The 15,713-nt window shown below is 35.2% G+C and carries 11 protein-coding genes; 4 read left to right on the top strand and 7 right to left on the bottom strand.

From position 1 onward, the window contains the following. Nucleotides 1-493: 493 nt before the first annotated feature. The 4 genes from mgtE to UMM65_RS10795 all read right to left on the bottom strand — a co-directional run bounded on the left by mgtE (nt 494) and on the right by UMM65_RS10795 (nt 5,001). Complete coding sequence (mgtE, locus tag UMM65_RS10780) at nt 494-1,843, bottom strand: magnesium transporter (protein ID WP_321976544.1); 1,350 nt, start codon at nt 1,841-1,843, stop codon at nt 494-496. Next, a complete protein-coding gene (rsmA, locus tag UMM65_RS10785) occupies nt 1,833-2,609 on the bottom strand; it encodes a 16S rRNA (adenine(1518)-N(6)/adenine(1519)-N(6))-dimethyltransferase RsmA (RefSeq protein WP_321976545.1) in 777 nt (258 codons plus the stop codon). Before rsmA ends, mgtE begins: the two co-directional genes overlap by 11 nt. A gap of 181 nt (nt 2,610-2,790) precedes the next feature. Beyond that, on the bottom strand, nt 2,791-3,120 hold the full coding sequence (locus UMM65_RS10790) for a DUF4286 family protein (protein ID WP_321976546.1): 330 nt from the start codon (nt 3,118-3,120) through the stop codon (nt 2,791-2,793). Between the two features lie 96 nt (nt 3,121-3,216). Beyond that, complete coding sequence (locus tag UMM65_RS10795; RefSeq protein ID WP_321976547.1) at nt 3,217-5,001, bottom strand: tetratricopeptide repeat protein; 1,785 nt, start codon at nt 4,999-5,001, stop codon at nt 3,217-3,219. A gap of 162 nt (nt 5,002-5,163) precedes the next feature. Here UMM65_RS10795 and UMM65_RS10800 point away from each other — a divergent pair, with 162 nt between their 5' ends. Continuing rightward, nucleotides 5,164-5,307 carry a hypothetical protein gene (locus UMM65_RS10800; RefSeq protein WP_321976548.1) on the top strand — a complete coding sequence of 48 codons (144 nt, stop codon included), beginning with the start codon at nt 5,164-5,166 and terminating at the stop codon, nt 5,305-5,307. Nucleotides 5,308-5,472: 165 nt separating this feature from the next. Here the strand turns inward: UMM65_RS10800 and serS are convergent, their stop codons facing one another. From serS to UMM65_RS10815, 3 genes are read right to left on the bottom strand one after another with little or no spacing between them, the layout of a single operon-like run. Beyond that, nucleotides 5,473-6,747, bottom strand: coding sequence for a serine--tRNA ligase (serS, locus tag UMM65_RS10805; protein WP_321976549.1), 1,275 nt, complete (start codon nt 6,745-6,747; stop codon nt 5,473-5,475). 45 nt (nt 6,748-6,792) lie between these two features. After that, nucleotides 6,793-7,740: a bifunctional riboflavin kinase/FAD synthetase gene (locus UMM65_RS10810; RefSeq protein WP_321976550.1), complete on the bottom strand. Its 948-nt coding sequence runs from the start codon at nt 7,738-7,740 to the stop codon at nt 6,793-6,795. A gap of 41 nt (nt 7,741-7,781) precedes the next feature. Further along, nucleotides 7,782-8,318 carry a hypothetical protein gene (locus tag UMM65_RS10815; RefSeq protein ID WP_321976552.1) on the bottom strand — a complete coding sequence of 179 codons (537 nt, stop codon included), beginning with the start codon at nt 8,316-8,318 and terminating at the stop codon, nt 7,782-7,784. A gap of 63 nt (nt 8,319-8,381) precedes the next feature. Between UMM65_RS10815 and UMM65_RS10820 the strand changes: the two genes are divergently transcribed. The 3 genes from UMM65_RS10820 to UMM65_RS10830 all read left to right on the top strand — a co-directional run bounded on the left by UMM65_RS10820 (nt 8,382) and on the right by UMM65_RS10830 (nt 15,567). Continuing rightward, nucleotides 8,382-11,102 carry a T9SS type A sorting domain-containing protein gene (locus UMM65_RS10820; protein ID WP_321976553.1) on the top strand — a complete coding sequence of 907 codons (2,721 nt, stop codon included), beginning with the start codon at nt 8,382-8,384 and terminating at the stop codon, nt 11,100-11,102. Between the two features lie 100 nt (nt 11,103-11,202). Then, the gene (locus UMM65_RS10825; RefSeq protein ID WP_321976554.1) at nt 11,203-13,986 is read left to right on the top strand and encodes a TonB-dependent receptor; all 2,784 of its coding nucleotides are present in this window, start codon (nt 11,203-11,205) and stop codon (nt 13,984-13,986) included. Between the two features lie 21 nt (nt 13,987-14,007). Next, complete coding sequence (locus UMM65_RS10830) at nt 14,008-15,567, top strand: G-D-S-L family lipolytic protein (RefSeq protein ID WP_321976555.1); 1,560 nt, start codon at nt 14,008-14,010, stop codon at nt 15,565-15,567. Nucleotides 15,568-15,713 lie beyond the last annotated feature (146 nt).

Here is a 15,713-nt window from a genome sequence, read left to right on the forward strand (position 1 = left end):
TTGCTTTGAGCATTCATAAGAGCCTTTAGTTCTGATTCACTCTCTTTAATGTGTAAGTCTATTTGTTTTGCCATAAGGCAATTTACAAATAATTGAGTAAATTAACAAGAGAAATGGTATTATTGGAATTTGGATTATGATGCCGTTATGATTACAAATACCGCTTTTTACAGAAACAAGAACTATCATAAAAAAGGGGATAAATTGGCCACTTTAAATCTGCAAAAAATGGCATCAGTTATAGAACAGCTTTATGTTACGATAAAACAGATAAATTAAGGAGAATAATATTTTGAACTTTAGAAAGCTAAACTTTTGCTTTAGAACTGGTTTAAACTTTTCGCGTTTAAGCGAAAATTAGCTATTTTTTGTCTAGTTGAAGGCTTTTTTGAGTTATATAGCAGAGCTATGGAAGGAAAAAAAGACAAAAATTAGGCTAAAAAGAACAATTTTTAAGCAAATGGAAAAAGTTTAAACCGGTTCTTAGTCAATATTAAATCCCCAATACCATTTTGGCAATCCAGAAGTAGATTAAGATACCAAAAATATCATTACTGGTAGTGATAAAAGGTCCGGTAGCTATGGCAGGGTCTATATTGCGTTTGTGTAAAAACAACGGTATAAAAGTGCCGATAATACCTGCTACAATTATCACAACAAATAGAGAAATAGAAATAGCAGCTGCGGTTAGCATATGTCCTTTCCAAAACCAAGTAAAGCCAAATAATATTACAGATAATGCTAATCCGTTTACCATGGCTAAAGAAAATTCCTTAAATAATCGGTTGCCTATACTACCTTTTAAATCGCTATTGGCAATACTTTGAACGATAATTGCTGAAGATTGCACGCCAACATTACCAGCCATAGCGGCAATTAAAGGTGTAAAAAAGAAAAGAATAGCATGTTTGCTAATCATTTCTTCAAAATTTCCCATTATGGCTGCCGCACCTACACCACCAAAAAGGCCTAAAAATAGCCAAGGCAATCTAGCTTTTGTATGTTGCCAAATAGTATCATCAGCTTCAACATCTTGCGAAATACCTGCTGCCATTTGGTAATCTTTATCAGCTTCTTCCTTGATAACATCCACAATATCATCTATGGTTATTCTACCCAATAAATGATTTTCATCATCTACCACTGGTATGGCTTCAAGGTCGTATTTTTGCATTATTTTGGCAACATCTTCACCTTTATCATTGACGTTAACAGAATCAACTTTTGGAATATAAATTTCTGAAATTGGTATTTTAGTTGAAGTGACCAATAAGTCTTTTAAAGACAATCGTCCTTTTAACTTATCATTCTCATCAACAACATATATGGAATGCACACGGGTAACAAACTCGGCTTGAGCCCGCATTTCTCTAACGCATTTTAATACGTTCCAGTTTTCATAAACTTTGACCAATTCTTTAGCCATTAAACCACCAGCTGTATTTTCATCATACTTTAATAAATCTTGAATGTCGGCCTTATGCTCATCATCTTCAATTTTAGAAATTACTTTTTGTTGACGTTCTTCAGGCAATTCGGCAATCATATCTGCCGCATCATCAGTATCTAACTCGTCAAGTTCTTTGGCAATTTCTTTAGCGGAAAGGTTTTGTAGAACTTTTTCACGATCATCTTCATCCATTTCCATTAAAATGTCCGATGTCAGATCACTGTCCAGCAATTTAATGATATACGTTGCCTCATCGAGGTTCAAATCGTCAAGTAATTCCGCTATATCTGCATGATGCTCTTCCGCCAGCAAATCCAATAAAACCGCATTATCTTGTGTTGAGATAAGCTCTTGAATTTGCCCTATAAGTTCATTTGTAATTTCAAATGGCATCGTTTGCTATACTTTTTGTAAGATTTATAAATTCCTTGACGGATAATTGTTCCGGACGTTTGGCAAATATAGCATCTTCTCTTAATTTATCTGATAAATTCAGTGATTTTAAACTGTTTCTAATCGTTTTTCTACGTTGGTTAAAAGCAGTTTTTACTACTTTAAAGAATAATTTTTCATCTACTGAAAGGTTGTAATTTTCTTTACGGATTAATCGAATAACCCCTGATTCTACTTTGGGTGGTGGATTAAAAACCGTTGGCGGAACCGTAAATAAATATTCAGCATTATAAAATGCTTGTGTTAAAACGGACAGTATTCCATAAGCTTTGCTTCCTGGTTTTTCTGCAATACGTTGGGCAACTTCCTTTTGGAACATGCCACATAATTCGGGAATTTGATGTCTATTTTCGATTGTTTTAAAAACAATTTGGGAGGAAATATTATAAGGAAAATTGCCAATAATGGCAAACTGACTATCATCGAAAAAATCAGAAATATGAATCTTTAAAAAATCTTTTGAAATAATTCTGTCCGCTAAATTAAGATAGTGAGCTTTAAGATATTCTACTGATTCTGTATCAATTTCAATAACGTACGTTGTAAATTTTTTTTGCAGTAAATATTTTGTCAACACGCCCATGCCAGGCCCTATTTCTAAAACCGTATCATAATTTTTTTCGGTAAGGGTATCCGCAATTTTTTTAGCAATATTTTCGTCCTTTAAAAAATGCTGACCTAAGTGTTTTTTTGCTTTTACATTCATTCTAATTATTCTCCGAGGTTTTGCCGAGGTTTCCTATATACCTCTCCTCGGGAGAGGTCTAAATTGTTTTTTAACAATTTGGGGTGAGCTTAAAAAATAAAATCTTGATTTCCTATCTCAAGAAACGGTTTCATAATAAATTGCTAGTAATCTAAATTTTTGGATTTCAAGATTTTTATTTTTAAGATTTAATAAAATTTTTAACATGGTTCACCACTTTTAATTCCGTTCTAAAAGCTACAAACTTATTGCCAAATAATTTGGTGGCTTCTTGCCTAAGTTGATCGGCATTTTCATTGTAATAACGCTCCAAAGTTTCTTTGTCTTCGGTAGTGTATTGCACAGAATAGGTAACACCACCCATGTCTTCTTCAACCATTACTTGGCACATTTTTGCTTCAAAAAACTTGCCTGTTTCCAGCATTTGTGGAATGTGCTCTTCTTGCATCCATTTGAGCCACGCTGCCTCAACGGCTTCTTCTATATTTATGGTTACGTTGTATATGTACATAATAAAATAATTTTCAATTTTTTAAAACTTCAAATTCCAAATCCCAAGATTACAATAATTGGAATTTGGAATTTGTTTTTTTGAGTTTTATTAACGTCAGTTAATTACATCCCCCCTTAATTTCCTAAATTGTTTTCTGGCCTCAACCAGGAATATACTATTGGGGAATTCAAAAATAATTTTTTGGTACATCTCTTTTGCTTTATCAATGTTGCTTAAATTATTTCTGTACAGTTCCGCCAGTTTAAAATAAGAATTATCTACTAAAATTCCCGTTTTGTCAAATGCTATTAGTTGCAAATAATTTTCTTCTGCCAAATCATATTTTTTAATTTTGGTAAAGAGTTCCGCTTGTTTATACAAAGCTTCATCTTCGATGGCACCTCCTTTAAATTTTTTCAAAACTGAATTTAACGTGTCAATAGCAGCCTTGTTTTTATTTTGATAAGCGAGTACATCTGCTTTGGCGTACATTTTTAATGCGGTATGCAAAGTATCGCCAAGAATATTATCGGAAATTAATAAATGAAGTTCCAATGCGTCATTGGCTATCAACTGAGAGGTCGATTTTTTTAACACTTTCAATTGCGATAATGCCCATTTAAAATCACCTTTAAAATAAGATGTTTGTGCTACTTTAAAACGTGCAGTCTGTGCCAACGAACTATTTTTTAAATCGGTTTGCACTTGAGAGTAGTTGATTAAAGCTTCATTAAATCTATTGGTGTAAACCAAAACGTCACCTAATTTTAATTTAAAATCACCATGTTGATAACTGGAAGTTGTCTGTGTCAATGCTTCTTTTAAAATATCAATCGCTTTTTCTGGTTCATCTTTTTTAAAGGTTAGAAAATCGGCATAAGTCATTTGTAGTTCTAACGTGGAATTGGTTCGACCATATTGGTCGAACAATTCATTAAATTTTTGTTCTACCGATTCAATTTCTTTTTTTGTGGATGCCAATTTAACGGCAACATTTATCAAATAATAATTGGCATTTAGTATGATATTTGGGTCTTTGGTGTTTTCCAAAATATAACTAAACGCATCTTTTGCTGTAGTGTAATCCTCATCCGAAAAGGCAATATTTCCAACATCACCAATCCTTGACAAGTCATCTGCGTTTCTTTTAAACAAGGCTTTTTCTTGAATTAAAGCCTTATTGTACTCTTTTTGTTGCATATAAAGCCAGCTCAACAATTTGTTCCAAGAATTATTTGGATTTTGTTGCAATCTTTTTAGAAGTAATTTTTTGAAGAGTTTATTGTTTTCAGATTCACTATCATCGGTTATAAATCTGCCTGTGTATCTTTGTACGGTGGAATAATACTGATCGTTTTTCTCGATCATATTTAGATAGCTGTCAAACATATTTTCAATATCGGCTTTTTCTCCATAAAGATAAGCCACATTTACGTCAAAATTTAATTTGGGATTTAATTCCATGGCTCTTTTGTAGGACTGTAAAGCATAATCTATCAGATGATTTTGTTCAAAAGTACGCCCCATAATACTGCCTTGATAGGGATCATCTTCAATAAATTTTAGAGCTTTTTGATAATAAGTATCTGCTGCTAATTTTTCACCTTGCAATTGTAAATTGTAGCCAACTTCAATCCATAAATGGTATTGATTTAGGAATTTTCTTTGATGTTTATCCAATAAGTTGGTAGCGGCTTCAAAATTTTCAATGGCTTGATAAGAGGATAATAATCTCTTAAAATAATCTTGTCTTACATCATTTTCTTTATAGAGCTCCTTATAAATGGATGCAGCCTGAACATAATCTCCGCGTTGAAAATACATATTGGCCAAATTCGCATTTTGTGCGGCACAAAATGAAGTTATAAAAAATAATATTACAATAATTTGTTTGTACATATCGTTATAGCTTGTGTCAAAAAAATATTTGATAGCTGCTTCAAAGGTAGTAAAGAAGTTTCAACTAACTAAAAATAATACGTGAGATAAAAAATTACTTAACCCAATTTGCATTTTGGCACAATGATTGCCTTTCTGTTAAAAGCAACTAATTTTTTACCCATGAACGAATTAAAAAATCAACACCAAATAGCTAAAGAAAAAGCTACTTTTTTTATGAAAAATGGTCAGATCAATGACTATTTTGATGCTTTGCTAGAAGTACATCGCTACAAAAGACTAATGAGAGCCGTAATGGCCAATTAGTTCGTTGGTCTTTGGTCGTTAGACGTTGGTCAAAAATGATTAACGAACAACGATTAACGAATTTTGACCTGCACGCCGGCAGGCGGGTTTTTGAATTTTCAGTTCAGAAACCGTTATTCAACATCAGTTAGTTCTCACAACTCTAAACTCAGAACTTTTTCGTCCCTAGTCTATAATATCAAACCCAGTATATTTCCGCAATACCTCTGGAATTATAATTCCATTTTCCGTTTGGTAATTTTCTAAAATTCCCGCTAAAACCCTTGGTAAGGCCAACGCACTTCCATTTAATGTGTGTGCCAGTTCGCTTTTTCCATCAGCATTTTTAAAGCGTAATTTTAAACGATTGGCCTGGAAGGTTTCAAAGTTTGAAACAGAACTTATTTCTAACCACCTGTCTTGTGCTGTTGAAAAAACTTCAAAATCGTAGGTTAAGGCCGAAGTAAATCCGATATCCGCACCACATAATCTTAAAATACGATAAGGTAATTTTAGTTCTTGTAAAATTTCTTTTACATGATCTACCATCCCGTCAAGGGCTTCATAAGAATTATTTGGATGCTCAATTCTTACAATTTCCACTTTATCAAATTGATGTAATCTGTTCAGGCCTCTAACATGAGCTCCGTAAGAGCCCGCCTCACGCCTAAAACAAGGTGTATAGCCCGTATGTAGAATAGGAAAATCACTTTCTTTTAGCAACACATCTCTATAAATATTGGTAACCGGAACCTCCGCAGTAGGAATTAAGTACAAATTGTCTTCTGCAACATAATACATTTGCCCTTCCTTATCTGGTAAATTTCCGGTTCCAAAACCAGATGCTTCGTTAACCATTAAAGGTACTTGCACTTCTTCATAACCGACCGCCGTGTTTTTATCTAAAAAATAATTGATTAAAGCACGTTGCAATTTTGCACCTTTACCTTTGTAAACAGGGAAGCCAGCACCTGTAATTTTATTACCCAGCTCAAAATCTATAATGTCATATTTTTTGGCTAATTCCCAATGCGGTAATGCTTTATCATGCAATTTCGGAATATCTCCTTCACGAAAAACTTCTTCATTGTCCTTTTCTCCCTTTCCTTCTGGTACAAGAGTATTTGGAATATTTGGGATTTGATATAGTAAATTATCCAAGTCACTTTGAGCTGATGCCAATTGTTCGCTCAATTGCTTTGAACTTTCCTTTAGCTGACTGGTTTTTTCTTTTAACAAGTTGGCTTTTTGTTGTTCGCCTGATTTGAACAAAATACCTATTTCCTTGGAGAGTTTATTTGATTCCGCCAAAATATTATCCAATTCGGTTTGGATTGCCCTTCTGTTTTCGTCAGTTGTAATAACTTGATCGATAAGGTTTTTGGCATCGGTAAAATTTCTTTTTGCCAATCCTTTTAAAACATGGTCTTTGTGTTCTCTGATAAACGCTACTTGTAACATTGTCTTTTGATATTAAGCCGACAAAGATAGGAATTAAAATTTCTTTTATCTAAAGGAAATCTTACCAGTTTCAATCAATTTTCTAGCTAGTTTTTCATCTTCTTTTATTTGAGAAAACAAATCTTCCAACGAATCGAATTTTTGCTCGTCTCGAAGGCGATGGGCAATGGAAATTGAAATAGTTTCACCGTACAAATTTTCATTAAAATCGAGTAAATGCACCTCTATGGTCTGATGCTTCCCGTTTACGGTAGGACGGAAACCGATGTTCATAATACCGAATAAATTCTCATCTTTTAATTTTGTTTTAACAATGTAAACACCAGGTTTGGGTATGAGTTTATAGGGTTCTTCAATATGGATATTTATAGTAGGGTAATTATATTTATTCCCCAAGCCTTTGCCGTGGACAATTTCACCGGTCAGTAAATATTCATAACCCAAAAAGCTATTTGCTTTTTTGATGTTGCCTTCCAACAGGGCATTACGGATTTTTGTGGAACTTACCGAAATGTCTTTAATATCTTGTGCGGGAATTTCTTCAACGGTAAACCCATAAAGTGAGCCATATTCTTGCAATTGCTTAAAATTCCCTTCCCTGTTTCTACCAAAATGATGGTCGTACCCAATTACTAATTTTTTAAGTTTCAACCTTTTTATTAAGATATCCCTTACAAAATCTAAAGCTGTGAGTCTTGAAAATTCTTTGGTAAAAGGTTCAATAACCAGATTTTGCAATCCTGTTTTTTCTAACAGGGCAATTTTTTCTGATAATGTAGTCAACAGTTTTAAGTCTGTACCTTGTTGTAAGACCATTCTGGGATGCGGAAAAAAAGTAAGAATAACTGAGTTTAAATCACTTTTTGAACCTTGTTTAATTAAATTTTTGATAATCTCTTGATGCCCAATATGAACACCATCAAAAGTACCAATGGTAATAATTGACGTGTTTTCTTCTCCGGTAAATTGTTTAATGGAACGGTATATCTGCACTGACAAGAAAGTTTACGGGCAAAAATAGTTAATTTTTAAGACTATTTAAGATTTACGGTTTCCTTAATTGTAGTTAACAATTGCGGAATTTTACCGACTTTAAAATTCAAATCTATACTAAGTTCTTGGTCGTTTTTTATCAATTTTAACTTACCTCGGGTAACTTTAAAATAACCTGAAGTGCCGTCTTTGCAATAGCAAAATCTGCCATACACCATTTTAACGTTTTGCAAGGCTTCATTGGTTAAAAAGAGCTGTTTATTGCTCTTGTCAATTTCAAAATAGAGCAATTCACTGTAATGTGCATCTGCAGTATTGGGAGGTTCATTTCTTTTAAATTCATACTTAATGATTATTCTATCACCTTTTTCAATTTCAATGTAGGAATTTTGCCGTTCGTCTTGTTTTATAAGTAGGTTGGCATTTGAAATTATTTCTAAAGAACATTGGGTGCTTTCATCACATTTATCTAAAATAAATACTTGTTTTTCAGAGATTTGATTAGAGTTGACAACATTTTTTTTGCTTTTACAGCTCACTAAGGAAAATAGAAAGATAATGAACAAGAACAGCCTCATAAAATCGATTTTGGTAAAGATATTAAAAACTTCTTTTATATTTGTTCAAGCATAGGCTCTGTTATGAATCAGAAATATTACACTTATTTTGTTTTTAGTATAGGATTATTGCTAGTACACATTAGCAGTTTCTCTCAAGAAAAAAATCTCTGGTCCAAACTGGATAATGTTAGCGAACAATTACTTGAAACCAAAACTGAAATAAAAAAACATCAACTTTTTGCATTGGATATAGATCAATTAAAAAACGAACTCCAATTCAATTCAAAGTCCAACACCACTTCAAAAATTGTTGAATTTCCAGATGCCGATGGTAAACTTATAAAATATAAGGTAAAGGAAACAGCTTTGTTACATCCAGATCTAGCTAAAAAATTCCCTACCATAAAATCTTACAGCGGATATGGTGCCAGCGATAAAACCACGACTATCCACTTTACCACCACTAATTTGGGATTATATGCAATGATATTATCGCCCAAAAACGGAACAATTTTTATTGATCCTTATACAAAAGACAGAAAAAAATATAGTGTTTATTATAAGAAAGATGCAGTTACAAATAATGTATTCGAGTGCTCGGCTATGGAAGATGAAATTGTAAAAGTGAAAAGTCAAAACTTAAAAACTGTTACAAACGATTTAAAACTGCGAACATTTAGACTTGCAATAGCCACTACCGAAGAATATTCCAATTTTCATGTAAATGCAGCTGGGTTAGGAGCTGGCAGCACACGCACAGATTCTATTAATGCTGTAATGGCCGCCATTACGGTAACTATGAACAGGGTTAACCCGATTTTTGAGCGTGATGTGGCCTTAACCATGCAGTTAGTGGCAAATAACGATCAAATTATTTACTTGGAAACCGATCCGGGCAATGATCCTTATACAAATAACAATGGTTCTGCCATGTTGGTTCAAAATCAAAACACAATTAACAGCGTTATTGGAGCTGCCAATTATGATATTGGACATGTTTTTAGTACGGGTGGAGGTGGTGTTGCCAATAGAGCATCTGTTTGTGGCTCTGGTAAAGCCAAAGGTGTAACAGGCTCTAGTTTGCCTGTGGGCGACAGTTTTAATATAGACTATGTTGCCCATGAAATGGGGCATCAGTTTGGAGCCAATCATACGTTTAACGGTACGGCTGGTAACTGTGGTAACGGAAACAGAAATAATGCCACGGCGGTAGAGCCCGGCAGCGGATCTACTTTAATGAGCTACGCTGGAATATGCGGGCCTCAACAAAACATACAAAGTAATAGTGATAGTTATTTTAATACTATTAGTATTTCTGAAATATATGATAATATTACCAATGGTGCATCCCAATGTGCAACAGTTTCCAATTTTTCTTTTAACATGAATGTGCCAACCGCTAATGCCGGAAATAATTATGTTATACCTAAATCAACACCCTTTGTTTTAAAGGGGCAGGGATCAGATGCCGATGGAGATGTACTGACCTATTGCTGGGAGCAAATAGACAATGGGGTAAACGGCATTCAAATTCCGCCATCATCTACGCAAACTGTAGGAGCTATTTTTCGCTCGTTTGAGCCAACTTTAGAGTCTAATAGATATTTTCCTAATATGCAATCTTTGACCTCGGGAGGGAGTTCAACTTGGGAGGTTTTGCCCAACGTTTCAAGAACTATGGATTTTGCCTTGACGGTTAGAGATAATGTGGTAGGAGAAGGTCAAACCGCAACCGACAACATGCAAGTGACTGTGACAGACGCTGCTGGCCCTTTTGTGGTTACCTCACAAAATACAACGGGAATTACCTGGGCAGTAAACGACAGCAAACTAATTACTTGGAATGTGGCGGGCACAACCGCAAATGGAGTTAACGAAAGTAATGTAAATATTCTTATGTCTACAGATGGAGGGCTCACTTTCCCTATTACCTTGGTTTCAAACACCCCCAATGATGGTTTTGAAAGCATAGTTGTACCCAATACACCATCGCCAAATGTTAGGGTAATGGTGCAAGCGGTATCCAATATTTTCTTTGCAATAAATAATGAAAATATCGCTATTGGTTCGTTTCAAACAACCTGTACAACATTTCAATCTGCCGACGTACCCAAATCAATTCCCGATGCAAATTCTGCCGGCGTGGTTTCAACCATTAATGTGCCAAATAATTTCTTGGTTTCGGACGTAAATGTATCGTTAGATATTGCACATTCTTGGTTATGGGATTTACAAATTTATTTAAAAGCACCCAATGGTACCGAAATATTGATTTATGATAGAACCTGTGGGTCTTCGGGGCAGCAAAGACAGAATATTAATGCTATTTTTGACGATGAAGCTAGCAATGTAATTTGTAATAACGCAATACCTTCAATCTCCAGTACTACAAAACCGACAAATTTGTTATCGGGTTTTAATGGCTTATCGTCTTTAGGTAATTGGAAACTAAAAGTTGTTGACAATTCGCATGGCGACACAGGTACCATCAACAGCTGGTCACTGGAATTGTGTCAAACCAATCAAACAGTTGGTATTGACGAATTTGGTTTTAATGAATTTAGCGTATATCCAAATCCGTCTAGCGGACAGATTCAATTAAGGTTAGATGCTTCCAATACTGAGAATATACGGGTTAAAGTCTATGACCTAAGCGGAAGACAAGTCTTTGCTTCTGCCTACACTAGTGCAGATACAAAATTCAATAAACAATTAAATCTGAATTCTTTAGCCAAAGGCGTTTATTTCCTAAAGGTAATGAAAGGAAAAGCATCTGGCACTAAAAAAATCATTCTTTATTAAATTCGTTTAAATCCTTTCAAAATTTATTATGCACGCATTATATTATTATCTCAAAAAAAATTGTATTTTGCGAATGTATTAACTCAATTTATTTATCATTATGAAGAAATATTTCACGATCATATGTACACTATTTACTTGTAGCTGTATATGGTCACAAACTGTTGTAACAGGAAAAGTAACCGACTCAAATGGAGAACCAATACCTGGAGCTAACATTATTGTGGTTGGCACTACCATTGGTACATCCTCAGATTTTGACGGTCTTTACAGGTTAACCGTAGATCAAGAGCCTCCTTTTTCTCTTCAAGCAAGTTTTTTAGGTTTACAATCTGTTACATCAGAAGTAACTACTAATCCACAAACAGTAAATTTCACTCTTATTGAAGCTAACGAACTGGATGAGGTTGTGATTTCTGCTTCTAGAACTCCTGAAAGAATATTTGAATCGCCTGTAACGGTAGAACGATTAGGGGTTAGGGATATTAAAACAACTGCATCCGTAGATTTTTATGATGGTTTGGAAAACTTAAAAGGTGTTGATGTAAACACCAATAGTTTAACTTTTAAATCAGTAAATACGAGAGGTTTTGCCACTTTTGCAAATAATAGGTTTATGCAGTTAGTAGATGGAATGGATAATTCTACACCAGCATTAAATTTCCCTATTGGTAATTTAGTTGGTATGGTTGAAACAGACGTAGAGAGCGTTGAATTATTGCCGGGAGCATCTTCTGCACTTTATGGTGCAAATGCTTTTAACGGTATTTTATTTATGCGAAGCAAAAGCCCTTTTGACCATCAAGGTATAAGTGTTTCTTATAAAACAGGTTTTACCAATCAAGAAGCTGCAGGTACCAATCCTTACAACGATTTTGGTATTAGAGCTGCTTATAAATTTAGCAATAAGTTTGCGGCCAAAGTAAACTTTGGTTATTTAAAGGGTACGGACTGGGCAGCAACTAGCGAAGTTGATAAAACTACGCCTGGCGGAACCAGAGCCGATTTAAATTACGATGGTATTAATGTGTATGGCGATGAAGTGTCGGCGAATATGAACAGTGTTGCCAAAACTTTGGAAGGTTTGGGTATTTTACCTACTGGAGCCAATGCTCTTGTACCTTCGGTCAGTGTAAGCAGAACAGGATATAATGAAGAAGATTTGACAGACCATAATGCAGAGAGCGTTAAAGCAGACTGGGGTTTATATTATAGACCGATTACAGGCAATAGTTTGGAACTATCTTATGTGGGTAAAGTAGGTACAGGTTCAACAATTTATCAAGGAACTAACAGATATAATATTGATGGCTTTTTCCAAGAACAACATAAACTGGAAATAAAAAATGACAATTTCTTTTTAAGAGGTTATGTGGTAAACGACAGGGCGGGAGATTCTTATGATATGGTTTTTACTGGTATTAATATTAATAGAACATGGAAACCTGACAATACCTGGTTTGGCGAATATGTAGGTACTTTTGTTCAAGCAACCTTGGGAGGTGCTACTGAAGATCAAGCACATGCCGCAGCAAGGGCACAGGCAGAAAGTGGTCGTTATACGCCAGGTTCTCCAGAATTTAAGGCGGCATTTGATAGAAGTGTAGCAGATCCGAACTTGGCAACAGGTTCTAAATTTCAAGATGCCTCTAAATATTACCATTCAGATGCTAATTATAATTTCAGTCATTTAATTGATGTTGTAGATATTCAAGTAGGTGGCTCTTACAGACAATATAGTTTAAATTCATCGGGAACAATATATACCGATTCAGATGGGCCAATCGATTATTCAGAATATGGTGTTTATACCCAACTTCAGAAAAGTATTCCGTTAAGCGAAAGTTCTGAATTAAAATTAACGGGGTCCGCACGTTATGATAAGTCTGAATTTTTTGATGGGTTTATTTCCCCAAGAATCTCTGCGGGTGTTACTATAAATAGAAATCATAACATAAGAGCGTCCGTTCAAACAGGATTTAGAAATCCAACTACTCAAGATTTATTTATAGGTTTGGATGCAGGTAGGGCTATTTTGGTTGGTGCTGCACCTGAAAATTTGGATAGATATTCTAGAGATTTTAACGTAAGCGGAGGAGGACAGGCCTTGGGGGTTCCAGCTACAATTACACAAACTGGAGCTGTGGCATATAACAATTCGTTTACGGCATCTTCGGTACAGGCATTGGCTGCCACTGGCAATCCCTCAGTTTTGGAAATTGGTAATCCATCTTTGGTCAAGCCAGAACAGGTAACCTCTGCTGAAGTGGGTTATAGAGCTAAAATCAGTAGGGTAAATGTAGATTTAAGTGCTTATTACAACCAATATAAAGACTTTATATCACAAGAAGTAGTCATTGCCCCATATTATGGTACGGTAGGTGATAATTCTTTATCGGTTGCCGCCATAGTTAATGGAGATTACCAAGCATATAGCACCTACACAAATTCGGAAGCACCGGTCAGTTCTTATGGGGCTTCTATAGGTATTACAACTAAAATATTCGGAAACTTTGAATTGGGCGGTAGTTATACCTATGCAAAATTAGATTTTGACCAGGAAGAGTATCCGGATTTTACCACTAACTTTAATACGCCAGAACATAAATTCAAAGCAAGTTTTGGTAATAACGAACTGTTTAAAAACTTCGGGTTCAATGTTTCTTATAGGTTTAGTGATGATTATTACTGGGAAGCCACTTTTGGAAATGGTGTTGTGCCAGAATTCCATACGGTTGATGCACAGATTAATTTAAGAATACCAAGTATTAAATCCACGTTTAAACTAGGTGGAACAAATTTACTGGGAGACGAGTACTTTACCGCATTTGGTACTGGGTTTATAGGTTCTCAATACTATTTATCTTGGATAATAAATAACTAACGATTAATTAAAAATAATTTTATGAATACTAAATATATATGGTTGTTATTAATCCTTTTGGGATTTACAGCGTGTAACGATATTGACGATGTTTTAGCGGATAACAATGTTGAAACTCCAGAAGAGGTTGTCCTACCACCTTTAACAGCAGGTTCTGCTAATTTTTCAACTTTTGTTGCTGTTGGTAATTCTTTAACCGCAGGTTATACCGATGGGGCTTTGTTCAAAGTGGCTCAAGAAAATTCATTGTCTAATATTTTAGCCCAAAAATTTGCTTTAGCGGGTGGGGGTAATTTTTCACAACCTTTAACTAATGATAATATTGGAGGTTTACTTTTAGGGGGTAATCAAGTAGCGACCCCTAGACTATTTTTTAATGGTGCTGGTCCTGCTGTTTTAGATGCCATGCCCACTACAGAAATTTCTGCTATTGCAGCTGGGCCGTATAATAATATGGGGGTTCCGGGAGCTAAAAGTTTTCATTTATTGGCAAACGGTTATGGTAATATTCAAGGATTGCCAAATATGGCAAATCCATATTTTGTTAGAATGGCATCTACCCCTAATGCAAGTGTTTTAGAAGATGCTATGGCTCAAAATCCAACATTCTTTTCTTTATGGATTGGAAATAACGATGTGTTAGGTTATGCTATTTCTGGCGGAGATGGTTCAGACCCAATTACGGATCAAGGTACTTTTGATTTTGCTATTAGTACTTTAGTCACTACATTAACCTCTGGCGGTGCCGGTGGTGTTGTGGCCAACATTCCCGACGTTACGGCTATTCCACATTTTACAACTGTGCCTTACAATCCTTTAGATCCGAGCAATCCAGATTTTGGACCTCTGATACCTACCCTAAATGCTACTTTTGCGGCTCTGAACAATGCTTTCGATTTTTTGCAAGTACCTGAACGTAAAGTGGTCTTTGCTACCGATGCTGCTAGTGCTGTTTTAATTCACGATGAATCTTTGCCCAATATTGCTCCTCAACTCGCGGTAGTGCTACAAGGTGGAGGTTTAGATCCGGTTACTGCGGGTATTTATGCCAATCAATTTGGGCAATCAAGACAAGCAACCGCAGACGATTTACTAGTACTGCCAAGCTCAAATGTTATTGCTACTGTAAATACTGCTTATTACACGCAATTGGTTACTGCTGGGGTTCCTCCTGCAACAGCTGGTCAGTTAGCAGTAAACGGAATAACTTATCCTTTAAGGGATAAATGGGTTTTATTACCAAGCGAACAAACTGAAATAGAAGCAGCTACAGATGCTTTCAATGCAACCATTAGTAACGTTGCAAACCAAGCTGGTTTAGCTTTTGTTGATGCTAATGCTTTAATGAATCAATTGGCAGATACAGGGTTGCCTTATGGAAATTATACAGTTACGGCAAAGTTAGTTACCGGAGGAGTGTTTTCTTTAGATGGGGTACACCCTACAGCTAGGGGATATGCCTTTTTAGCCAATGAATTTATGAAAGCCATTGATGCCAAATACGGTTCAAATTTTGTTGAAGCAGGACTCTCAACTAAAGCAGGTGATTATCCAACGAACTACAACCCGGCATTACAATAGTTTTTAAAAAACCATAATTTTTTTATTTGAGGACCGTCTAAAATAATTTTAGACGGTCCTTTAGTTTATAGCTCACTTTGCTTGATTTTCTTACCTCGAAAAAGAAACAAAAAATACTTAAAAAAACACTTTTACAATACGTTTAA

The sequence above is a fragment of the Aureibaculum koreense genome (assembly GCF_034296135.1).
Classification (GTDB): Bacteria; Bacteroidota; Bacteroidia; order Flavobacteriales; family Flavobacteriaceae; genus Aureibaculum.

Excerpts from the sequence above, each read along its gene's own strand:
- UMM65_RS10830 (WP_321976555.1), top strand. The coding sequence starts at position 14,008 with ATGAATACTAAATATATATGGTTGTTATTAATCCTTTTGGGATTTACA.
- UMM65_RS10790 (WP_321976546.1), bottom strand. The coding sequence starts at position 3,120 with ATGTACATATACAACGTAACCATAAATATAGAAGAAGCCGTTGAGGCA.
- UMM65_RS10825 (WP_321976554.1), top strand. The coding sequence starts at position 11,203 with ATGAAGAAATATTTCACGATCATATGTACACTATTTACTTGTAGCTGT.
- UMM65_RS10815 (WP_321976552.1), bottom strand. The coding sequence starts at position 8,318 with ATGAGGCTGTTCTTGTTCATTATCTTTCTATTTTCCTTAGTGAGCTGT.
- UMM65_RS10800 (WP_321976548.1), top strand. The coding sequence starts at position 5,164 with ATGAACGAATTAAAAAATCAACACCAAATAGCTAAAGAAAAAGCTACT.
- mgtE (WP_321976544.1), bottom strand. The coding sequence starts at position 1,843 with ATGCCATTTGAAATTACAAATGAACTTATAGGGCAAATTCAAGAGCTT.
- UMM65_RS10820 (WP_321976553.1), top strand. The coding sequence starts at position 8,382 with ATGAATCAGAAATATTACACTTATTTTGTTTTTAGTATAGGATTATTG.
- rsmA (WP_321976545.1), bottom strand. The coding sequence starts at position 2,609 with ATGAATGTAAAAGCAAAAAAACACTTAGGTCAGCATTTTTTAAAGGAC.
- UMM65_RS10795 (WP_321976547.1), bottom strand. The coding sequence starts at position 5,001 with ATGTACAAACAAATTATTGTAATATTATTTTTTATAACTTCATTTTGT.
- serS (WP_321976549.1), bottom strand. The coding sequence starts at position 6,747 with ATGTTACAAGTAGCGTTTATCAGAGAACACAAAGACCATGTTTTAAAA.